General features: G+C 48.6%; 25 protein-coding genes. 16 read left to right on the top strand and 9 right to left on the bottom strand.

Annotated elements, in window-relative coordinates; translation table 11 throughout:
* The first annotated feature begins 33 nt into the window (after positions 1-33).
* Entirely contained in the window at positions 34-1,191 is a 1,158-nt protein-coding gene (gene nhaA / locus AACH41_RS10865; protein ID WP_338655028.1) for a Na+/H+ antiporter NhaA, read from the top strand.
* Between the two features lie 138 nt (positions 1,192-1,329).
* Positions 1,330-1,401, top strand: coding sequence for a pyrroloquinoline quinone precursor peptide PqqA (gene pqqA / locus AACH41_RS10860; RefSeq protein WP_081624291.1), 72 nt, complete (start codon positions 1,330-1,332; stop codon positions 1,399-1,401).
* 117 nt (positions 1,402-1,518) lie between these two features.
* On the opposite strand, the gene AACH41_RS10855 is transcribed toward pqqA (AACH41_RS10860), so the two are convergent.
* Positions 1,519-1,722 carry a hypothetical protein gene (locus AACH41_RS10855; protein ID WP_194748506.1) on the bottom strand — a complete coding sequence of 68 codons (204 nt, stop codon included), beginning with the start codon at positions 1,720-1,722 and terminating at the stop codon, positions 1,519-1,521.
* Positions 1,723-2,019: 297 nt separating this feature from the next.
* Here AACH41_RS10855 and AACH41_RS10850 point away from each other — a divergent pair, with 297 nt between their 5' ends.
* Positions 2,020-2,256, top strand: coding sequence for a DUF2171 domain-containing protein (locus AACH41_RS10850; protein ID WP_194748505.1), 237 nt, complete (start codon positions 2,020-2,022; stop codon positions 2,254-2,256).
* 201 nt (positions 2,257-2,457) lie between these two features.
* Here the strand turns inward: AACH41_RS10850 and AACH41_RS10845 are convergent, their stop codons facing one another.
* A complete protein-coding gene (locus AACH41_RS10845; protein ID WP_338655027.1) occupies positions 2,458-2,925 on the bottom strand; it encodes a PA2169 family four-helix-bundle protein in 468 nt (155 codons plus the stop codon).
* A gap of 282 nt (positions 2,926-3,207) precedes the next feature.
* On the opposite strand from AACH41_RS10845, the gene AACH41_RS10840 reads away from it, so the two are divergent.
* Positions 3,208-3,807: a Yip1 family protein gene (locus AACH41_RS10840; RefSeq protein ID WP_338655026.1), complete on the top strand. Its 600-nt coding sequence runs from the start codon at positions 3,208-3,210 to the stop codon at positions 3,805-3,807.
* Here the strand turns inward: AACH41_RS10840 and AACH41_RS10835 are convergent.
* The 4 genes from AACH41_RS10835 to AACH41_RS10820 form a co-directional block, all read right to left on the bottom strand.
* Positions 3,794-4,081, bottom strand: coding sequence for a LuxR C-terminal-related transcriptional regulator (locus AACH41_RS10835; protein WP_338655025.1), 288 nt, complete (start codon positions 4,079-4,081; stop codon positions 3,794-3,796). The genes AACH41_RS10840 and AACH41_RS10835 overlap by 14 nt on opposite strands.
* Complete coding sequence (locus tag AACH41_RS10830) at positions 4,071-4,499, bottom strand: response regulator (protein WP_338655023.1); 429 nt, start codon at positions 4,497-4,499, stop codon at positions 4,071-4,073. Before AACH41_RS10830 ends, AACH41_RS10835 begins: the two co-directional genes overlap by 11 nt.
* Positions 4,500-4,591: 92 nt before the next feature.
* Complete coding sequence (locus AACH41_RS10825; RefSeq protein WP_338655021.1) at positions 4,592-6,004, bottom strand: sorbosone dehydrogenase family protein; 1,413 nt, start codon at positions 6,002-6,004, stop codon at positions 4,592-4,594.
* A 74-nt stretch (positions 6,005-6,078) separates the two neighbouring features.
* On the bottom strand, positions 6,079-7,356 hold the full coding sequence (locus AACH41_RS10820; protein WP_338655019.1) for a cyclopropane-fatty-acyl-phospholipid synthase family protein: 1,278 nt from the start codon (positions 7,354-7,356) through the stop codon (positions 6,079-6,081).
* A gap of 458 nt (positions 7,357-7,814) precedes the next feature.
* Here AACH41_RS10820 and AACH41_RS10815 point away from each other — a divergent pair, with 458 nt between their 5' ends.
* Both AACH41_RS10815 and AACH41_RS10810 read left to right on the top strand, forming a co-directional pair.
* A complete protein-coding gene (locus AACH41_RS10815; protein ID WP_338657601.1) occupies positions 7,815-8,399 on the top strand; it encodes a cytochrome c in 585 nt (194 codons plus the stop codon).
* A gap of 116 nt (positions 8,400-8,515) precedes the next feature.
* The gene (locus AACH41_RS10810; protein ID WP_313986739.1) at positions 8,516-8,818 is read left to right on the top strand and encodes a hypothetical protein; all 303 of its coding nucleotides are present in this window, start codon (positions 8,516-8,518) and stop codon (positions 8,816-8,818) included.
* 159 nt (positions 8,819-8,977) lie between these two features.
* On the opposite strand, the gene AACH41_RS10805 is transcribed toward AACH41_RS10810, so the two are convergent.
* Positions 8,978-9,286: a BON domain-containing protein gene (locus AACH41_RS10805; RefSeq protein WP_194748498.1), complete on the bottom strand. Its 309-nt coding sequence runs from the start codon at positions 9,284-9,286 to the stop codon at positions 8,978-8,980.
* 161 nt (positions 9,287-9,447) lie between these two features.
* Here AACH41_RS10805 and AACH41_RS10800 point away from each other — a divergent pair, with 161 nt between their 5' ends.
* Both AACH41_RS10800 and pqqA (AACH41_RS10795) read left to right on the top strand, forming a co-directional pair.
* Positions 9,448-10,242 carry an alpha/beta fold hydrolase gene (locus AACH41_RS10800; protein WP_338655014.1) on the top strand — a complete coding sequence of 265 codons (795 nt, stop codon included), beginning with the start codon at positions 9,448-9,450 and terminating at the stop codon, positions 10,240-10,242.
* A gap of 123 nt (positions 10,243-10,365) precedes the next feature.
* A complete protein-coding gene (gene pqqA, locus AACH41_RS10795) occupies positions 10,366-10,437 on the top strand; it encodes a pyrroloquinoline quinone precursor peptide PqqA (protein WP_081624291.1) in 72 nt (23 codons plus the stop codon).
* A gap of 66 nt (positions 10,438-10,503) precedes the next feature.
* On the opposite strand, the gene AACH41_RS10790 is transcribed toward pqqA (AACH41_RS10795), so the two are convergent.
* Positions 10,504-11,037, bottom strand: coding sequence for a carboxymuconolactone decarboxylase family protein (locus AACH41_RS10790; protein ID WP_338655012.1), 534 nt, complete (start codon positions 11,035-11,037; stop codon positions 10,504-10,506).
* A gap of 104 nt (positions 11,038-11,141) precedes the next feature.
* Between AACH41_RS10790 and AACH41_RS10785 the strand changes: the two genes are divergently transcribed.
* The 8 genes from AACH41_RS10785 (at position 11,142) to pqqA (AACH41_RS10750) (ending at position 16,814) form a co-directional block, all read left to right on the top strand.
* A complete protein-coding gene (locus tag AACH41_RS10785) occupies positions 11,142-11,960 on the top strand; it encodes an AraC family transcriptional regulator (protein WP_338655010.1) in 819 nt (272 codons plus the stop codon).
* A gap of 181 nt (positions 11,961-12,141) precedes the next feature.
* Positions 12,142-12,690: an RNA polymerase sigma factor gene (locus AACH41_RS10780; RefSeq protein WP_338655008.1), complete on the top strand. Its 549-nt coding sequence runs from the start codon at positions 12,142-12,144 to the stop codon at positions 12,688-12,690.
* Between the two features lie 8 nt (positions 12,691-12,698).
* Positions 12,699-13,136 (top strand): cupin domain-containing protein, encoded by a 438-nt coding sequence (locus AACH41_RS10775; protein ID WP_049638005.1) that lies wholly within the window; start codon positions 12,699-12,701, stop codon positions 13,134-13,136.
* Complete coding sequence (locus tag AACH41_RS10770; RefSeq protein WP_338655002.1) at positions 13,136-14,260, top strand: alpha/beta fold hydrolase; 1,125 nt, start codon at positions 13,136-13,138, stop codon at positions 14,258-14,260. Before AACH41_RS10775 ends, AACH41_RS10770 begins: the two co-directional genes overlap by 1 nt.
* 429 nt (positions 14,261-14,689) lie before the next feature.
* The gene (locus tag AACH41_RS10765; protein WP_338655000.1) at positions 14,690-15,577 is read left to right on the top strand and encodes a DUF4394 domain-containing protein; all 888 of its coding nucleotides are present in this window, start codon (positions 14,690-14,692) and stop codon (positions 15,575-15,577) included.
* Between the two features lie 325 nt (positions 15,578-15,902).
* Positions 15,903-16,262 carry a DUF6516 family protein gene (locus tag AACH41_RS10760; protein WP_275356113.1) on the top strand — a complete coding sequence of 120 codons (360 nt, stop codon included), beginning with the start codon at positions 15,903-15,905 and terminating at the stop codon, positions 16,260-16,262.
* Positions 16,259-16,612 carry a helix-turn-helix domain-containing protein gene (locus AACH41_RS10755; protein WP_338654998.1) on the top strand — a complete coding sequence of 118 codons (354 nt, stop codon included), beginning with the start codon at positions 16,259-16,261 and terminating at the stop codon, positions 16,610-16,612. The genes AACH41_RS10760 and AACH41_RS10755 overlap by 4 nt, the downstream gene beginning before the upstream one ends.
* Positions 16,613-16,742: 130 nt before the next feature.
* Entirely contained in the window at positions 16,743-16,814 is a 72-nt protein-coding gene (gene pqqA, locus AACH41_RS10750; RefSeq protein ID WP_081624291.1) for a pyrroloquinoline quinone precursor peptide PqqA, read from the top strand.
* Between the two features lie 369 nt (positions 16,815-17,183).
* Here pqqA (AACH41_RS10750) and AACH41_RS10745 read toward each other — a convergent pair whose 3' ends face one another.
* Positions 17,184-19,151: an NB-ARC domain-containing protein gene (locus tag AACH41_RS10745; RefSeq protein ID WP_338654996.1), complete on the bottom strand. Its 1,968-nt coding sequence runs from the start codon at positions 19,149-19,151 to the stop codon at positions 17,184-17,186.
* Positions 19,152-19,190 lie beyond the last annotated feature (39 nt).

Below are 19,190 nucleotides of genomic sequence, written 5' to 3'. Positions count from 1 at the left end.
CTGACGGCCAAGTCCAATCAGGGTTATTGAATTATGTTACTGATCACCAAAACCTTTCAACGCTTTTTAGACTCGGAGCAGGCCAGCAGTGTCTTGCTGATGCTGGCTACCGTGCTGGCACTGCTGATCGCCAATAGTGTGTTTGCCAGCCACTATCATGCGTTCTGGCATCTGCACGGCTTGGGGCTCAGCCTGGAAGAGTGGGTGAATGATGGTTTGATGGCCGTGTTCTTCCTGCTAATTGGCTTGGAGCTCAAGCGCGAGTTATATGTAGGCGAGCTTTCCAGCGTCAACAACGCGCTGTTACCGACGATTGCCGCCTTGGGCGGTATGATTGCCCCTGCCTTGATCTTTTGGCAGATGAATCATGGCACGGCTTACCAGTCCGGCGTGGGTATCCCGATGGCCACCGATATTGCGTTTGCCCTGGGCGTGCTCTCCATTTTAGGCAACCGTGTGCCGGCGCCGTTAAAAGTGTTTTTAGTCGCTTTTGCCGTCATTGACGATCTTGGCGCAGCCATCATGATCGCCGTGTTTTACACCGCCTCAATCTCGCTCCCGCACTTGCTGGCCGCGCTCACTGTGCTTGCCTTGCTGTTTGCGCTCAATCGCTTGCGCGTGCTGTCTATGCTGCCATACCTGCTCGGCGGGGCCTTTATGTGGTGGCTGACCCTGAAATCAGGCGTGCATGGGACGCTGGCGGGGATCGCGCTGGCGTTTGCCATTCCCTTTCAGCAGCTGGCCGAAGACGAGGATTCGCTTTCGCAACGGCTGGAGCATGCCTTGCACTTGCCCGTTGCGTTCTTCATTCTGCCGGTTTTTGCCTTTGCCAATACCGGTGTTCATTTGGCAGCGGACAGTGTGCAATCGGTGTTTACGCATAGCAACAGCCTGGGCATTATGGCTGGGTTGATTGTGGGCAAGCCGGTGGGCATTATGCTGGCAGTGTGGCTTTCAGTGGTTTTCGGGCTGTGCAAGTTACATCCGCCTTTGCGCTGGGCGCACATTTTGGGCGCTGGCATGTTGGGTGGTATCGGTTTTACCATGTCCATTTTTATTACCAACCTGGCTTTTGCTGGTATGGACGAGGCAATCAATCTTTCAAAAATGGCGATTTTGACCGGTTCGCTGCTGTCTGGACTCCTTGGCTGGGGATGGCTGAAGTGGACGCTGGGTCGCAGCCCGCACTGATTTTTGGCAGCAGGTGGTTCTCAGTAAAATCATGAGCTGTTTTTAAGCCAGCTACGCAAGTGCTTTCTTGCCCTGCGGCGTATAGTGATTATTAACGAGATGCCCATTGCCTCTCTTAATCATTCAAGGAGATTTATTATGTGGACTAAACCAGCAGCGACTGAAATGCGTTTTGGCTTTGAAGTCACCATGTATGTGATGAACAAATAATTCTGACCAAGGTTTTATTGCAAAACACCCGGTGTTAACCGGGTGTTTTGTTTTGGGCCGACGTTTTGTTGTGGTCAGGCTAAAAAGCAACGCGCAATACCACCGTTATCGCGGCGGTTAAATCTCTATAGATTTTGTGACGCTATCGCCTTCAGCCAGAAGGGTCAGTTTCGTCAAGTCCCAGTCAGGCTGTTCTGCTGCCAGGCGGCTACGGCCAAGACGGTAGGCTTCTTCTACACTCAGCGCCAATACATTGGTTTCCCAGACGCGCTCACTGGCATCGGGTGCGCCTTGCCAGGCGCTGATATAAAAAATGGCCATACTCACTCCTTGATTAACATGCCACAGACCACAGACCGTCTGCATGCGGTTGAGACACATAGAACGTGTCAGTAAGAATATCAGCAAAGTATCGCGCTGCCCGGTCAGACGCTCGTGCGATTTTACCTGTGACTTTCGCTGTGATGTCCCCTGGCCCATGCCCGCTGACCAGCGTTATCGGGGCTCACAATTCTTACAGCAAACTCAGTCTTGCCGCGATAGTGAGGGGAACCCTCGCCAGCCACACTCTCCGCTTAAGGTCACTGCATGAACCATCACCGTTGAGAGGAGACAGACATGATAGATGCCCGTGAAATTAAACCCGATATGCCCGTCACCACCGCCCAGTCCGAGCATGTCGCTGTGGTTGATCATATGGTCAGCGACGACCTGATCAAACTTAAACAAGACACGTCTGGCGTGCATCACTTTATCCCGGTGAGCTGGGTGATTTCGACTGAGGGCGGTATCGTGAAAATTAACCGGACGCTGGCGCAGGTGACCACAGACTGGGCCACTGAGGCATCATCCTGAGTTTGCCCTGCATCAAGGCTTAGGCGATGTGCACACGTGGACGGCGCTTGCCTGGACTTGCCCGTGAGCTCAATGTGTTGGACGTGAAACATCGCTAAAAATCCGCTTCTAAGCCGCGCACACAGCCAAAACAAAAACCTGCGGTAAGCAGGTCTTCGCTATCAGGGTGCGCCAGTGCAGGGTGTGACTTTCTGGCCTGGTTTAAGAATGCGCATCGGCCTCTGCCTGCGCGGCATCCCGCAATTTCTTCACCTCGTCATGATTGCGTTTTGCGCCTTCAAGCTGACGAACAACCACAGTACGGATATGGGTTGGCAAATCCATTTCAGCGGCTTCTTGGTAAGCCTTCAGCGCCACATCCTCGCCACGTTCGGTTTCATTAAGCACCGACAGCGTATTGTTGCTGGTGAGGGCTGTTTTAAGATCTATCCAGTGTCTGTGCAGCGCGCCGCCCAAGCTGGTTGAGGCGGCGGGTTCGCCCCCCTGCGAGCGCACCAGCCCTTGCAACTCTTGTACGCTGGCCGCCACCTCTTGCGAGCGCCGCATGAAAAAAGCCTTGAGTTGGGGATGATCTACATTCTCAGCCGATACGCGAAACCCTTCTTCGCCATCGCGGGATACCTCAATCAAATCGTTCAGGGTAGCAATGAAATCGTCTCTGTCTGTCATGTCTCAGTCTCCAAAAGCGGTTGTTGATGGTGAGAAGATCTGAGTATGCGACAGCACAGCCTGGCCCCCCATCGGATGAATGCGCAAGCTGGTGTAAGAATGGCTATCTATAGGCACGCTTATCTGGGCAGATAGGCCCATTTCTCTCACCTGGCCACGCCAAGGGGCTGCTTATGTTTCCGTCGGCCAACGTAAATTCTGACAGTCAGATCAGCCTGTTGCGGGTATGGATGCGGCTGTCCTGCTTGCATAATGGCGCATCGTTCTTTACAGGAGATGATGATGAATCCCATCCGTTTATTCGACTATGTGACACCGCGTAGTGAGCAGCCCAAGGTGCTCGCGATGCCAAAACCTGGTGTCACGCAGTTGCTGATATTTTATATATTGCCACTGTCCTTGATCCCATGTATCACGATGTACTTGCGGCTGGATCATCAGGTGCCCAAATTGTTTTTTGACCAATTACCAGGTAACCGCTTGCTCATGGTGAGCATCGAGTTGTTGTTTCTGCAATTGGTGCTGGTGCTGGCATGGATTACACAGCATCTGGCGCAGATGGTGGGTGTGAAGCCTGGCTTCCGGGATGCTCTGTTGTTAATCACGCTGGCGACAACCCCGCTGTGGCTGACTTCGCTGTTTTACCTGGTCCCCAGCCTGAGCGTTAATGTGCTGGTGCATGGGGTGGCGGCGCTGATTGCCGTTGCGCTGGTCTACCGCGGTGTGCGCTATGTGTTTGGCATCCGTGAGCGTGGGGCACTGTTCTCACTCACCTTGGCCATTATCTGCACCGCAGGGTTGGGCTTGGGCGTGATTCTGATCGGCTCGTTGATTTCGTGGGAAACCATTGAGCAACTCCAATTTGCAGTCAAAAAACTTTAGCCAGGCTGCCGGTGTTATTTGAATCCGTCTGGGCAGGGTTCTGCCGGGTCTGACGGCTCAATGTGGTCGGGGCAGGGATCAGGCCATGTGTCAGGGCATAACGGATCAACGCCGCATTATTGGGCACGCCCATTTTGCGCAAGATTTTGGCGCGGAAGACACTGACAGAACCCGGCGCGATGGCAAGCTCGTCTGCCACGGCGTTGACCGGTTGGCCCTTGATCAGCTTGAACAAGACCTGTAACTCCCGCAACGATAACTGCTCATGCCGCATGGGTTGTGACTCCGTCAACAGTTGGTAGTGGCTGGCGCGGCATCAGGCAGGATTTTCCGCATGCAATGCTGCGGATGGCTGGTATCACCTGCGAACTTTGCGTGGTGTAAGGCAGATAGCCCTGACAGCCCAGACGGATAAAATGAATCATGCGGTCAGGCCGCTCACTGCCATTAATCACCAGAATCGGCAGCCCCGGTGCAGCATGTTTGAGATCGCACAAAACTTCAAGACCATTTTGGTTGGGGGCCGAAATGTCCAGAATAATCGCATCCAGCGGTTGCTGATGGATCAGGCGAATCGCTTCGCGCACCGTGGGCACTTCGTAAAGCAACTGCAGGCGCAGGTCATTTTGTAACAGGGTGTGTAATGCGTGATGGCTCAGGGCATGACCATAAAGCAGTAATAATTTTTTCATGGCGGTCTCGTCTCGTTTCTGTGTGATCAAAACCGGCACGCGAATACCGGGGCTTAAAACGCCTTCCAGTTATTTTTTAATGTTTTTAATTTTTAATCGTGTGCGGCTACGGTCGCATGCACACCGCTGGTTGCTTCCCTATTCTCAGAGGCGTTCGAGTCGGTATGTCGGGCAGTTTTATGGCTGCCTTTGACATTCCAGATCACATTGCCGACATCATCTGCCACCAGCAACTGCCCTTTTTTATCAACAATCACACCGACGGGACGCCCCCGGGCTTGTCCGTCTGCATTTAAAAACTCGGTCAGTACGTCAATGGGTTGCCCAGCGGGCTTGCCTGCTTCAAATGGCACAAAAATGACTTTATAGCCGTTGTAAGGCTGACGGTTCCAGGAGCCGTGCTGGCCGACAAACATGCCGTTTTGAAATTGCTCGGGCAGCTGATTGCCTTTGGCCGGGAATAGGCCCAGTGAAGCCGTGTGTGTGCCCAGTGCATAATCAGGAGGGATCGCTGTGGCAACCAGATCTAGGCGGGGCGGTTGTACCCGCTCATCTACATGTTGGCCGTAGTAGCTGTAGGGCCAGCCATAAAAGCCATTCTGTTTGACCGAGGTCATGTAATCCGGCACCAGGTCACTGCCGAGTTCGTCTCGCTCATTGACCACGACCCATAAGTCGCCAGTATGCGGTTCCCATACCATGCCATTCGGATTGCGCAAGCCGGAAGCATAGATGTGATGCTGGCCAGAGACTGCATCGACCTCCCAAATAGCCGCCCGCTCTTTTTCTTCGTCCATGCCGTTTTCACCGACATTGCTGTTGGAGCCGACCGTGACATACAGTTTGCTGCCATCGGGGGTGGGTAAAATATTTTTGGTCCAATGATGATTGCGTTCTGCGGGCAGGTCGGTGACTTTGGTGGGGGCGGCGGTAATTTCAGTCTGGCCTGGCTGATAAGGGAATTTGATCAAGGCATCAGCGTTGGCCACATAAAAGGTGTCCCCAATCAGGGCCATGCCAAACGGCGAATGCAGGTCTTTGATAAAGACATGTCGTTCTTCTGCCACGCCATCGCCGTCATTGTCGCGCAGCAGCATGATGCGGTTCATGCTCTCAGCCCCTGCGCCGCCGTCTTTCATAAACAGGCTGGCAATCCAGCTTTTGAGGCTGAACCCTTCTTTGTTAGGCGGGTGATTGGTTTCTGCCACCAGAATATCGCCATTAGGCAACTCATACAGCCAGCGCGGGTGATGCAGGTCGCTGGCAAACGCGACCACATGGGTGCCTGGCGCAGAGGCTGGTTTTTCACCTTGCGGCCAGCCAACCGCTTTTGCCACATGGACGGTGGGAAGCCAGCTGGCATGATAGGAGGACAGATCTGGTGCTGGCCCATAGCTGGCCGACTCAGGCAGTTGGGCCGGTGGCGAACAGGCACTCAGTCCCAGCAGGCAACCGCTGATCAGGGACAGTTGAAAACGGGGCGGACGGTCTGTGGCGGTATGCATCGTGTACTCCTCTCTATCATCTGTTTCTGGTCTTTGCCAGACTGGTTTTCATGGCATGGCCTGCCAGATGGCAGCTAGCGCCGGGTCGCCACAATCTGGTGAATGCCGGTGAGTCCCTGTTCAAACTGGATCAGGCTGGACATCAGATACAGTCGCCAGGCACGGTAACTGCGTTCGCCCAGGGTGCGGGTGATGTCCTGGTGTTGCGACGTCAGTCCACTCAGCCAGTGGCGCAGGGTCTGAACAAAATGCTGGCGCAGTCCCTCAATGTTAAACACCTCAAACTGGGCGGCATCCATACACTGCAGTAGCTGTGGAAAGGTGGCCAACTTGCCTTGCGGGAACAACTGCTGATTCACTAGCGTATGGGCGGGGTCCTCAGGCTGCCAGGCTGCGCGCTCGTTGGTCATGCCATGGCTCAAAAACAAGCCGCCCGGTGTCAGCGCGGCATGGACTGTATTCAAGAACGCAGGCAAATGCGGTTCACCTACGTGTTCGGCGACCCCGATACAGACGGCTTTGTCGTACTGGCCTTGTGCCGCCACAGCGCGATAGTCGCCAGGGATCAGTGTCACCAGATGGGTGAGTTGTTCGCTTTGGATCAGCTGGCTGGCATAGGCATATTGGGCAGGGTTCTGGATATAAGCATGCACAAAGACCCCGTAATGCTTGGCGGCCCAGCAGGCCAGTCCGCCCCAGCCGCCACTAAGGTCGAGCAAATGGTCACCGTGTTGCAAACGCAGCTTCAGGCAAATCAGTTCCAGCTGGTTTCGTTGCGCCTGCCCGAGCTCACGCGTTTGGCCACAAAAATAGGCGCAGGAATGCAGCATACGTTCATCCAGCCAATGGCGATAAAACTCAGCCGGCACATCGTAGTTGAGTGGCAACAGACCAGACTTTGGTACAGCGCCGTGGCGAGGTGGTAATGGTGCCAGCGCACGTAATGCACGTGCAAGTGTGGTGGCCAAGGGGATAGGCAGAGACTGGAAGTATTCCAGGCATTGCAGTGCGGCATGAAAGTCGCCCACGACCTGGATGTGACCGTCTATATACGCAGTCATCCAGGGGACGGGTGTGGTCAACAAGTGAGGATCACGTACCAGTTCTGCAGACAGTGACAGCGTAAATGCCGGTGATTGCTCGCCCACATAAATCAACTGGTCATTCCATAAACGCAGGGCAAACGCATCTGTATAGTCTTCAAATAGCTGATTCAGCAGTAATTGGGCCTGGGTCAAGGCCTGTTGATCTTCTTGTTGCCTGGCCTGATGCCAATGCCAAAACTGCTCCAGCGTCAGGGCATCCAGTGGGCGTGCCTCCAGAGGCAGCACATTAATAGGGCGGTTGTACATGGGTGACTCCTCACAGTTGTCCGTGTTTCCGTCAAAAAAATAAAGCCCCGCTTTGACTGCTGCGTTGCGTCAACATGAAGATGTCGATGAACTTTCGCGTCGCCGCCGCAGTAAAAAAGCAGGTGGTTTGAATGTGTCTTCAGGCCTGAAGTGTAAGAAAAGCGCCCAAGCAGCCAATATAGGCACATGACTGATTGTCATGTCAGACCTGTCTGACAGTGTAGGCGGGGTGTCTTTTGCGGGCGGAATGCCTCGTCCCGTCATGCTTGTCTCAAGACCGTGACACCCATGAATGTTGCCCGTTTCCCTGTCCGACAACTCCTACAATAAATTGCGCCGTTGTGACATGGGCACTGGTTTCGCTTTTCTCCATAATCGTTTACACATTCATTTTTCCAATCACCCTTACCATTGAGGAGACCATCATGAGATTAAAAACTGGCCTGGAAAATCGTCCAATGGCTACCTTGCCTCAAGCAAGCCCGAATGCAACATTGCGTGCTAAAACAAGTCTGGCCTTGCTGGTGTTAGTCACCGGCCTGTCTGCCTGCGACAAACAAACCACTGCTTCCGGCGATCCCTCTGCTAAAACCGAGGCGGCTGCCAGCACTGAAACGATCAAGTTTGTCACCACCCAGGATGGCTCGCCATTGGAAATCAAGCCTGAATTGTTTGATACGCCAGCCGCCAAAGAATTTTTAGCGACAGGTAAGAACCCTTATGTCGGTAAAGAAGATGCGATTGCAGCAGGTAAAAAAATCTTCCAGCTGTATTCTTGCACCCAATGCCACGGCCCGGAAGCGGGCGGGCAAGTGGGCCCTGCGCTGACCGGCCCCAACTATAACTACGCCAAAGACGCCACCAATAAAGGCATGTTTGAAACCGTGTGGCATGGCACCAATGGCGGCATGGGGGCCAAAGGTAAAGGCTTGATGGACCCTTCAGACCCTAATAACGGCATCACCCCGGATGAGTTACTTAAAGTGATTGCCTGGATCCGTAGCCACGGCCAACTGACCGGCAATGAAGAAGCCGCTTCGTGATAATCCTACAAATTTGAGGTCGCTAGGCTGACATACAGCCTGCCCGTGCATCCTTAGCATAGAAGCATGCCTGTCTGACCAGACAGGTTTTCTTCTTCTTTGATAAGGATGCCCCTATGAACAATCCCCTTTCTTTTTTGATCGCAGCCCTGTTGGTGGCTAGCAGTGTGCCCAGCCTGGCTGCGGATCATGTCTCTCCCGATGCCGTGCCTCCGGCGCAAAAACAAAAAAACCAGGTGCCGGATACCACCAAAAACGGTAACTATCTGGAGCCGCAGCAAGATAATAATAATCTGCCGCCCAACACCAAAGACACCGCCAGCCAGCCGCAAAATGCCCAGTCTTCCAAGCCTGGCAATATGGAAAAAAGCAAACGCTTTCAGCAGGATCCGAAACAGGGTGGCACCGACGTCAAGTAACGATCACGAGCTTAAGCCCCTTGCTGCATACTGAGTGTCGGTAGCAACAGACCAGTGCGGCCCCGAACCTATCTTCATCCATGGGTTACGCGGCATAAAAAAATGCCCCTGGCCATGGCTGGCACAGGGGCAACGGAGAGAAGATCGTAGCGTGGGGACTTATTGTGCGACCACAATATCGTCTTTCACAGCAGTCACACCTTTGACATTTTTAGCCAATTGCACTGCTTTATCTGCTTCGGCCTTAGTTTTAGCCACGCCAGATAATTGCACCAGGCCATTGCTGTCGGTTTCAACTTTGATATCGGTGGCACTCACGGCTTTGTCCTTGGCCAAGGCCGCCTTTACTTTGGCCGTGATCACGGTGTCTTCTACCTTGGTACCAATGGAGTCGCCATCCGCGGCAAAACTTGCCATCGGCAACAATAAAGCACTTACCAGCAAAATGGATTTCAATGTCGTTTTCATGTGCAGTCCTTTCAAAATCATCGAGTTCTCATTATTCAAAAAACGCGCAGGGCCAGCCATACACCGGATTCTGATCCTGCCGTAGGAGTTGACTGACGAAGTTTGTAAGTACGATAAGATAGCGCTTTAGCGCTTCACTAACCGTTGAAATCTTTTTTACCATGACCACCACTTTTCCGTTGCTACATCATCAAGTCTTGAACGCGTCCACTGAATCCAGTGGCACGCCTTTGTTATTGCTCCATGGTCTGTTTGGCTCCGCCGACAATTGGGGCAGTATTGCCAGGCATTTCGCCCAGAAGGGGCCGGTGATCAGTGTCGATTTGCGTAACCATGGCCGCTCACCGCACCAGGACTCGCAAACCTATGCAGAAATGGCAGCGGATGTGCTGGCGGTGTGTGAGCATTTGAACCTGGCAAAAGTGCATGTACTGGGCCATTCACTGGGCGGCAAGGTGGCCATGCAGTTTGCCATGCAATGGCCGCAACGCGTGAGCAAGCTGATGGTGGTGGATATGGCCATGCGCGCTTATGCCGACGTGCACACGCCGCTCATAGACGCCATGCTGGCGGTAGACTTGCACCAGTGTGCCTCTCGCAGTGACGTAGATAAAGCGCTCGCTCCCGCTATCCCTAACCTGATGGTGCGCCAGTTCTTGCTCACCAATCTGCATAAGGTGGATGATCGCTTGCAGTGGCGGCTCAATCTCGCGGCCCTCAAAGCCAATTATGGGCAACTGCAGTCAGCACTTTTGCCGCCAGAGGCCACTGGCCTGACGATGCCTAGTCTGTTTATTCGCGGGGAGCGGAGTGATTATGTCAATGCGCAAGACATTCACACAATTAGCCAGCACTTCACTCAAGCCCGCTTTGTCAGCCTGCCCACCGATCATTGGGTGCATGCAGAACAGCCGCAATTATTTATGCAAACAGTAGAAGCGTTTCTGGCGGAATAATGCTTGAGTCTCTACTGGTGAAAATCATGAGCCTGATTCAGGTAAAACTGCGCTCAACAATATTCAAGCAGGCGCACATACTAGTCACATGTTTGATTGTTAACTTTATCTAGGAGATCTACCATGTGGACTAAACCAGCAGCGACTGAAATGCGTTTTGGCTTTGAAGTAACAATGTACGTCATGAACAAATAATTTTAGCTGAGGCTAAAATGACAAAAGCCCGACTAGACGTCGGGCTTTTTGTTTGCGAGGGCAGGGTTAAACAGTCACAACTGGAAAATCGATTTCAGTTTGCACAATATGATTGGTGTAATTGGTCAGGGTGTTTAAAGCCACATGCGCAATCACCTCCAGCAGCAAGCCATTATCCACGCCAGCGGCATAGGCTGCCGCGATATCTGCCTCCGACAAGATGCCGCGTTGGTTGACGATCTTAACCGCCAATTTCAGTAAACCGTCAGTCACGGGGTCGACGGCCTCGCCCCGGCGGGCAGCCTGAATCGCTTCTGCATTCAGGCCGGTGCCGCGGGCCACCAAACTATGTGCTGACAGGCAATATTGGCAGCTGTTAGCCTGGCCGATAGCGAGTGCCAGCGATTCACGCTGTTTTGCCGTTAAGCGGCCATGGCTGAGCGCTTCGCCAAAAGCCAGTTGGGCCGTTAACACCGCGGGTGCTTGGGCAACGGTGGCATACAAATTAGGCACTTTACCCAATTTGGCTTGCACAGCGTCTAATGTGGCGTTCACTTCTGCGCTTGCGGTTTGACGGTTAATTGGTTGAATACGGGCCATGATAAGTCTCCTTAGTTTAGTAAATTGGAACGCTTGGTGCGTTGGAGATATCATGCAATACTCATGATTATTAAAGGTCTCGGTATGTTGATCAGGAGTCTCGTTTGGACCCGTTGTTGCCACTATTGAATCAAATCTCACTCTCGGCCCAGGTATTTTTCACCGGTGATCTTTGCCAGGTCGTGAACTTTGATGGCACTGGAGCGGTAGGGCACATTCATTTGTTGCGGGCGGGAAAGCTAGACCTGATGTTTCGGGATAACCCTCTCGCTCGTATAGACCAACCAAGCGTGGTGTTTTTCCCTAAGCCTAGCAGTCACGTGCTCAGCCCCGTGGCTGGCGAGCCGTGTGAGCTGGTATGCGCCATGATTAACTTGGGCGCCAACGTACGCAGCCCGCTAGCCACAGCCTTGCCTGAATATGTGATTGTGCCTTTAAGCGACATGCTACAAATTGCGCCGACCTTGCAGCTATTGTTTCATGAAGCCTTTGCGCAAGACTTGGGGCGGCAACCCGCACTGGATAGGCTGGCAGAATATTTCCTGATCCAGGTTCTGCGGCATGTGATTCAGCACGGGCAGTTGCAGCAAAGTATTTTTGCCGCATTGGCCGATACCCGGTTGGCGTTAGCCGTCAAAGCCATGCATGAGAACCCATCCCATCCGTGGACATTAGAAACTCTGGCGGATGCGTCCGGCATGTCACGTGCCAGGTTTGCCGCCAACTTTAAAACCACGGTAGGCACCACACCGCTGGATTACCTGACCGACTGGCGGCTCTCGATTGCACAAAACCTGATCCGGCAAGGCAAACCCCTCAAAAGTATTGCCACACAAGTGGGCTACCAAAGTGCCGCTGCGTTTAGCCGTGTATTTGCAAAACGGCTGGGGGTAACGCCTGCCGAGTGGTCACAGATGAGCTAGTTAAAAATATTTCAGCCTTCATACAATATTTCCATCTGTCAAACGTTTTTAGCTCACTCGACAGTGATCTTGGTCATGCAGGGATGTATTTTATTTCTCTAGACTGCATCCAATCAGAGCTGTTCGTCGTACATTAAAATTGGGTGCAATTTAAATATCAAAAGAAAATTTGGAATGAATTGTGAGAGATGACATCGAGGATTTGATAGCTCGAATAATAGATAGGGATGAGGATGCTTTTAACGAGTTGTATGAAGCTACTTTTAGCAAAATCTATAGTTTGGCTTTGAAAATTACCAAAGATCCAAGTACTTCTGAAGAAGTGGTTGAAGATACTTATTATCAGGTATGGCAGGAAATATATCGCTACGATTTCAACAAATGCCCGCTGTACAACTGGATGTTAATCATTTGCCGTTCTCGTGCCATTGATGCGGTAAGAAAGCGTAATGCAGTGCCTGAAATGGTCGTTAATTTCGATTGGGCAATAGAGTCAACAGACTTGTCAGCAGACGATAAGCTGCAGGGCAAACAGGCGTCGCTGGCAGTCGTGAAAGCTTTGTCAGAAATTAAACCCTTGCAAAGGCAGCTGTTGCATCATGTTTTTTATTATGGATTATCGCATCAAGAAATATCTCAGTTGATGAATATGCCGCTCGGATCCGTGAAATCAACCATTAACCGAGCACAAAAATCATTAAGAGAGAAACTCAAAGGTGAACAGTTTTGAATAAAGAGATGACAACCAATAAACCTGAATCATTGGATTTTGATTTATTTCTTGAGCTGTTTGAGGCGACGCCAGATTTGGCACCTAAGCACGAGACGAAAAACCAGATCAAAAAGAAATTGATGCAACGGGTTTCACAAAGCCGTGACGCACAATTTTTTGTATTTTCAGAGCAGGGTCAGTGGAAATCTATCAAGCATGGCATTCAAATCAAAGTATTGAAAAGCGATGACGAGGCCAAGTCATTTCTGCTCAAACTCGAACAAAATACGAGTATTCCTTATCACGATCATCAAAAAAATGAAGAAACGTTTGTGATTGATGGCGAGGTATGGCTGGACGGGATTCATTGTAAAAACGGTGATTATCACTTTGCAGGAGCTGGGACCTATCACAAAGAAATCCGCACTGAAAACGGCTGCACATTGCTGATCAAGACTTATTGATGCGCCAGCCACCTAAACTAATGAGGGTAATTTATTTAATCCTGACCATGGCAGCATGTATATTTTCTGCTTCAACCTGCTTGGCAGCCAATGAATTTAAGGCGCCGATATGGCAAGTCGGAGGGCATCTGCAAACCATCGTTCCCTCACTGTTCCCGCAGGTTGCAAAGCAGTTGTATGTCAGGGAGCGCTGGGAATTGCCGGATGGAGACTTTGTGGATGTTGATTGGACCGAACCGCCCGAGAAGTTGGATCGCACGCAGAATAAACCAGTATTGGTGTTATTTCATGGCCTGGAAGGGAGCTCGCAAAGTCATTATGCGCGGGTGATCATGTCCTCTGCCAAACAACGCGGATGGATTGGCCTGGTTGTACATTTTCGCGGTTGCTCTGGCGAGCCCAATCGGCTGCCCCGCGTATACTATGCCGGGGATGCTGAAGAGATCAATACCTTCATTTCAATCATTCATCAAAAACTCCCCGAAAAGACTCTTTATGCGGCAGGCGTGTCATTGGGAGGCAATGCACTCTTGAAGTGGCTAGGTCAATATCCGAATGAGGCGCGTCAGTTAGTCAAAGCGGCGGCGGCCATTTCAGCGCCTATCGATTTGAAACAAACAGCTCACAGCCTTGATAAAGGCGTTAATTATTTGTTATACAGCAAACACTTTGTCGCGACGATGAAGCCAAAAGCATTGCTAATGGCCGAGCGCTTTCCGGACTATTTGGATGCCAGACGTATACGGGCAGTCAGTACAGTTCAAGACATGGATAACGCTGTTACCTCAGTGCTGTTTGGTACAAAGAGTGCAGACGAATACTATGACGTGAATTCCTCCAAGCCCTGGTTGCATGCCATACAAACGGAGACGCTCATTTTAAATGCCAAAAATGATCCTTTTGTCCCCTTTGAAAGCTTACCCTTAGAAGCAGAGGTATCAAGCATGGTTCACTTGGATTATCAAGCTGAGGGTGGGCATGCAGGCTTTTACGGGCGTGGCGATAAAGAATCGCCATGGCTTGCAGAGCGCATCTTCAATTTTTTTGATGCCGCAGACCATACGCAATTAGACGCTGTGGTCGATCCACTAATGTACTTTCATCCTGCCTCGCTTTATCAGTAATCTCTCAAAATCAACAATCTCGCGCACCGATTCGCGAGGTCATCTGTTTGATCTCATTTTCTAACGATTAATCAATACTCGGCTAAATAATTCAGGGCTGAGTGCATCCATTTTCAGACACATTACGTATATCAAGTACGAGAAAAGTTTTTCACTTTCGAAGTAAGCATAAGGTGAATGAGCGGATTTAAGCGCACGATTACAGCTAATTTGTTAATGCGATAATTTATTACGTGAGAATCTTTCTTGAACGTAGTTGCTCTAAGCCGTTCAGGAATTGATATGAAAACGGTTTTTTGTAGTGATTGTTGGGAGCGTAAGTGCTGTGTTTCCTGGCTTGGTTGGCTTTTGATAAAGCTAGTCCCCGTTTAGGTCACACGGTTTTGTAAGTCATTTTAATAACTGAAAATATATTTTTGAGAGGTTAGCATGAAGAAAAGTGTAATTTACAAGGCAATATTGGGCACGAGTTTGCTAGTGGCGGCTTCACAGGTAAATGCGGATACATTGTACGGCGTGAACAGCAGCAGTATTGCTGTGATTGACACCTTGAATGTAGGCGCAATTTCCTACATCAATATTTCAGGGTTGGCAGCGAATGAAAGATTGCTGGGCGTTGACCTCAGACCAACTGATGGCTTGGTTTATGGGCTCACCAGCCAGAACAGGTTGTATACCCTCAATACAACTACTGGGGCAGCAACCTTCAAGAGCAACCTCACCGGGGCTTCCCTGGCTGGGCAATCTATCGGTATCGACTTTAACCCGGTTGCAGATTTTGCTGGGAATACTTCACTACGTGTCGTCACGGGCACTGGCAACAACTATGCAGTTAATGCCAATACAGGCGTGGTCGGCAATACTGCGGGTGTAAACATTGGCAGTGGGTATACCGCCGTTGCTTACACTAATTCAAATCCTGGCGTTACCCCTGCTAGCACTGGACTGTATTACGTGAACTCAACCACAGACTCATTGAACTTTCTAGCGAGTGGGTTTAATAATCCAGCCGGTGCGGGTGGTATCCAGACCGTCGGTGCATTGGGCGTAGATGCGTTGTCTGCCAGTGGTTTTGATATTCTTGGCAACGGCAAGGCCTATGCCTTGTTTAATCTGGATAATGGCACCCTGGATTCTCAGTTGTTTTCGATTAACCTGATGACTGGCGCTGCGACATACATCACTACTCTAAACGGTACTTTCAATGGTTTGACCGGCGTAGCCGCTGTACCTGAGCCGACAAACTTTGCATTCCTGCTGGCAGGCCTTGGTCTGATGGCTGGTGTGGTCACCCGTCGCGCTCGTCAACGCGCATAATACATAGCTAAATCATTAAGCCTTAACAGGTCGATGCTTACTGGCATCGGCCTTTTTTTATGTGAATGTGACAAAGTTTGTAGCAGTGCAGATGCTTAGTTTCTGTATATCTATAAAGCAGCAGAGGTTAGGCTGCCCCTATTGGTTCTTCTTGTGTCATGAACAAATAATTTTGCTGAGGCTAAAATGACAAAAGCCCGACTCGCTGTCGGGCTTTGTTGTATTCTAATTTGATAACTTATGTTAATTTTATACTGCTGATTTGCCCTAAATTTTAGAGAGTAACAGTTGGCTAACTTTACATTTATCATCTGATGATATATAAATGCAAGACGATCATACATTAAATACATTGCTGGAAATGCATGACACCCTCTATGTCTTAGAAGGGGGATACTGGCTCAAGTTTGAAGTATGGCAAGTGCGTGTATCTGATGCCATTCCCCACGGCATCCGCTATTCACTCACATTGCATGATAAGCACGGAAAGCGGCTCATGGGTTATGACAATAGTCATGCCGTCAAACCGCCCAAAAAGTTTAAATATGCGGGGCAACGCCTGCCTTATGACCATCAGCACAGACACGCCACTGATCAAGGTGTGCCCTATGCATTCAAAGATGCCGGGCAATTGCTCACTGATTTTTTTGCGGAAGTTGAGCGCCTGTTAAAGGAACTGAAATGAATCATCGAATCAACATTGGTATCATGTCTGAAGTGCAGTTTCGTGAGCGCATGCTGGCGATAGCGCGTGGTGAATACCAGCCCGCCGCAGATGAACCCAAAATCTGGTTTTCATCTATGAAGTCGCTGGCTGAAGTATTGAGTGACGAGAACCGTGCATTATTGAGAGTCATCCATGAGTCGCAGCCCGCATCGATTACCGAGCTCGCCATCATTACGGGCCGAAAACAAAGTAATTTATCGCGCACTTTAAAAACCATGTCCCGTTATGGACTGGTGGAAATGTTACGCGAAAACCGTCAGGTAAAACCTGTTGTAAAAGCAACAGAATTTCAAATATTAGCTGCCTGAAATTTTACCCTGCGCTGGTGAAAATCATGAGCCAGATCCAAGTAAAACAGCCCTGAACAAACATCAAAACGCAGCGCATACTGTGCACACGTTGTACAGATTACCCCCCAACAAACTCAGGAGAAACACCATGTGGACTAAACCAGCAGCGACCGAAATGCGTTTTGGCTTTGAAGTAACCATGTACGTCATGAACAAATAATTTTAGCTGAGGCTAAAATGACAAAAACCCGACCAAGTGTCGGGTTTTTTGTTTGAAGGAGGTGCCTGTTTTACTATAAGACATGAGAGTTCTCCATCATGATTTTAAGATCGATAACAGAGTTCACCATCAGGTGGTAAGCCAAAGCAGTAGCTCCTCAAACAGAGAGAGCACGATTGATTGTACGTTAAACTAGTTGTATCCTTTGGTGATAAAAATCGTTAGATCACTTAGTGATTTGATAACAAATTTAATAATAAGGATAACAATAATGTCTGGCCTCATCTCCCAATTTAACTATTTTATCGTTGTACTTGCAGCCTCTATACTGACCAGTTGTGCAAAGGACATTTAAGTACGGTCAGAAAATCATTGAGGTTTTAAATTTTTTAGTAAGCAACTGGCTAAAGTTGCGACTTTATTTTGACTATTTTCAAATTGATAGTTAAGAACTCTATCAGCATCTAAAATGTATTTATCGGATCTTAAGATTACTGAATTAACGACATCAAAGTTTCTCAAATCATTCAGTACGTTTTCAGGATCATCATTGACATTAATACGACTTTTTGCAGTTAACTTGACCAGCCTCTTAATTTTATTGTCTCTATTTAATTTGGTTGTCGACGTTACAAGTGGATCTTTCTTGGTAGCTAATATATCAATGATATCTTGGAATTTATTCCCTGATTCGAAGTAGAAGAACCTTTGCTTATCCCCTACATGAAAAAGTCCGATTCTGTGGAAATAACTTTCATCAAGAGACCCATCGAGGAAGCTATGGATGTTTTTATCTGTGGCTCTGGCAATATATATTTGCTTTGAAAAAGTAAGCGTTTTTCTCAGTTGCAAACTTTCGTTGGAGATTTTTGTGTTCATACCCTTGTAGGTGTTTGAACAGTATTCCCTGAAGGACTCCGCCATAGGTGCAACAAAAACTTCTCTGAATATGGCTGGTTCAATATCATAGATTTGTTCAATAACGTTTGAAAATTTACTGAGATCTTCAGATGCCAATATTTCATTAAGAATTTTGGTCAGCTCAGATTTACCCTCAGTACAGAGAAATTGAGCAGCAAAGTATTCAGAAAGTGATTTATGCGACCATCTATAGTTGGTTCCCTCTTGAATCAGTACAGGTACGGCTCGAACGCAGTCATCAAGAAAATCACTTTCAGAAAAAGTTAAATCTGAACATATTCTTTTCGACTCTCGAATCCAATCAAGAACAGTATCTTTATCAGCTTCAAATTTGCCGTGCATCACTGAAATGAATCCTACAAGCCTTAATACTCTGTGAAAGCTGTCTAGGTCTAGCTTGGAAAGCTTTTGTCGAGTGTTGTAACCATCTTTAGTTGCGTCATGCCAATCAAATAGGGCATCGAACACTTGCCTGTAAAAAACATGTTTTTTTAATGGTAGATTCTGTTTGTATTCATAACACCTGTACAAAAGGGTACAAAGTAACGGATTTTTCAAATATTCGTTTATTCCCGAATATTCTTTGTTCTCCAATTTTTCAATTAACTGAGAGGACTTCTCACCATCATTGTCATATTTTCTTATTAATTGATATGACTCCGTCTTTTTTAATGGTCTTATTGAAAAGCTATCAAAGCCTGAAAAAGAAGCTAGCCCACTCTCTTTTCGTGAACTTATAACAAATATATTTCTTTGATTTTTGGAGATGAATTCTTTAATAGCTACTGTTATTTCCTCTCTATCTTTGAATGGAATTTCATCATAACCATCAAAAAAGAAAATAAAGTCTCCGTTTTTTATAATTCGCTCAATGTAGGATTTTGACAGTTCAAGTTCATCACTATATTTTTTTGTTGTTGAGACTATATTTAGTTGATTAATTATGGTGTCGATTATACTTTTTGAAGAGGCAAGATGACGTAACTCTAAAAAAACTGGTATAGCATATTCAGACTCAATACATTTCAATAATAGAAATTTGAGTATTGTTGATTTTCCCATTCCTGCGTTATCAGTAATTAGAACTCTAGGGTGTTTCGGCAAAAAGTCCAAATCAAATTTTGATACTGGAATTTCTTTTCTTTTTCCATTCAAATCCTCAACTTCCGACACTAGAGTAAGGGGAATATAAATTTCTTCGAGAGATATTTTTTGATTAAAAACAATCGTATTCAGACACTTATATCTGTCCTTTTGAAACTCGATATAGTCTTGTAGCCTGTATCCTAAAGCCTCTTTTATTGGCTCAATATTTTTCTTTAATCCTTTTAAGCCTTTTTCGACTGCGCTTTTTATCAAAGTATTAATCGCAGTTTTAGCATATTCATTATTGAAAATTTCTGTGAACTCAATCATCAAGCACCTCACACAAAAGAATTTATTTTTAAAATATAT

Source organism: Methylophilus sp. DW102, assembly GCF_037076555.1.
GTDB classification, from domain to species: domain Bacteria; phylum Pseudomonadota; class Gammaproteobacteria; order Burkholderiales; family Methylophilaceae; genus Methylophilus; species Methylophilus glucosoxydans.
This window is presented reverse-complemented; position numbering and strand designations above follow the sequence as displayed.

Bases quoted from the DNA above. Each gene is read 5' to 3' on its own strand.
- AACH41_RS10745 (WP_338654996.1), bottom strand. From the start codon at position 19,151: ATGATTGAGTTCACAGAAATTTTCAATAATGAATATGCTAAAACTGCG.
- AACH41_RS10805 (WP_194748498.1), bottom strand. From the start codon at position 9,286: ATGAAAACGACATTGAAATCCATTTTGCTGGTAAGTGCTTTATTGTTG.
- AACH41_RS10840 (WP_338655026.1), top strand. From the start codon at position 3,208: ATGAATCCCATCCGTTTATTCGACTATGTGACACCGCGTAGTGAGCAG.
- AACH41_RS10770 (WP_338655002.1), top strand. From the start codon at position 13,136: ATGCGCCAGCCACCTAAACTAATGAGGGTAATTTATTTAATCCTGACC.
- AACH41_RS10845 (WP_338655027.1), bottom strand. From the start codon at position 2,925: ATGACAGACAGAGACGATTTCATTGCTACCCTGAACGATTTGATTGAG.
- AACH41_RS10800 (WP_338655014.1), top strand. From the start codon at position 9,448: ATGACCACCACTTTTCCGTTGCTACATCATCAAGTCTTGAACGCGTCC.
- AACH41_RS10820 (WP_338655019.1), bottom strand. From the start codon at position 7,356: ATGTACAACCGCCCTATTAATGTGCTGCCTCTGGAGGCACGCCCACTG.
- AACH41_RS10825 (WP_338655021.1), bottom strand. From the start codon at position 6,004: ATGCATACCGCCACAGACCGTCCGCCCCGTTTTCAACTGTCCCTGATC.
- AACH41_RS10815 (WP_338657601.1), top strand. From the start codon at position 7,815: ATGGCTACCTTGCCTCAAGCAAGCCCGAATGCAACATTGCGTGCTAAA.
- AACH41_RS10830 (WP_338655023.1), bottom strand. From the start codon at position 4,499: ATGAAAAAATTATTACTGCTTTATGGTCATGCCCTGAGCCATCACGCA.
- AACH41_RS10810 (WP_313986739.1), top strand. From the start codon at position 8,516: ATGAACAATCCCCTTTCTTTTTTGATCGCAGCCCTGTTGGTGGCTAGC.
- AACH41_RS10775 (WP_049638005.1), top strand. From the start codon at position 12,699: ATGACAACCAATAAACCTGAATCATTGGATTTTGATTTATTTCTTGAG.
- AACH41_RS10755 (WP_338654998.1), top strand. From the start codon at position 16,259: ATGAATCATCGAATCAACATTGGTATCATGTCTGAAGTGCAGTTTCGT.
- AACH41_RS10760 (WP_275356113.1), top strand. From the start codon at position 15,903: ATGCAAGACGATCATACATTAAATACATTGCTGGAAATGCATGACACC.
- AACH41_RS10835 (WP_338655025.1), bottom strand. From the start codon at position 4,081: ATGCGGCATGAGCAGTTATCGTTGCGGGAGTTACAGGTCTTGTTCAAG.
- AACH41_RS10855 (WP_194748506.1), bottom strand. From the start codon at position 1,722: ATGGCCATTTTTTATATCAGCGCCTGGCAAGGCGCACCCGATGCCAGT.
- AACH41_RS10850 (WP_194748505.1), top strand. From the start codon at position 2,020: ATGATAGATGCCCGTGAAATTAAACCCGATATGCCCGTCACCACCGCC.
- AACH41_RS10765 (WP_338655000.1), top strand. From the start codon at position 14,690: ATGAAGAAAAGTGTAATTTACAAGGCAATATTGGGCACGAGTTTGCTA.
- AACH41_RS10790 (WP_338655012.1), bottom strand. From the start codon at position 11,037: ATGGCCCGTATTCAACCAATTAACCGTCAAACCGCAAGCGCAGAAGTG.
- nhaA (WP_338655028.1), top strand. From the start codon at position 34: ATGTTACTGATCACCAAAACCTTTCAACGCTTTTTAGACTCGGAGCAG.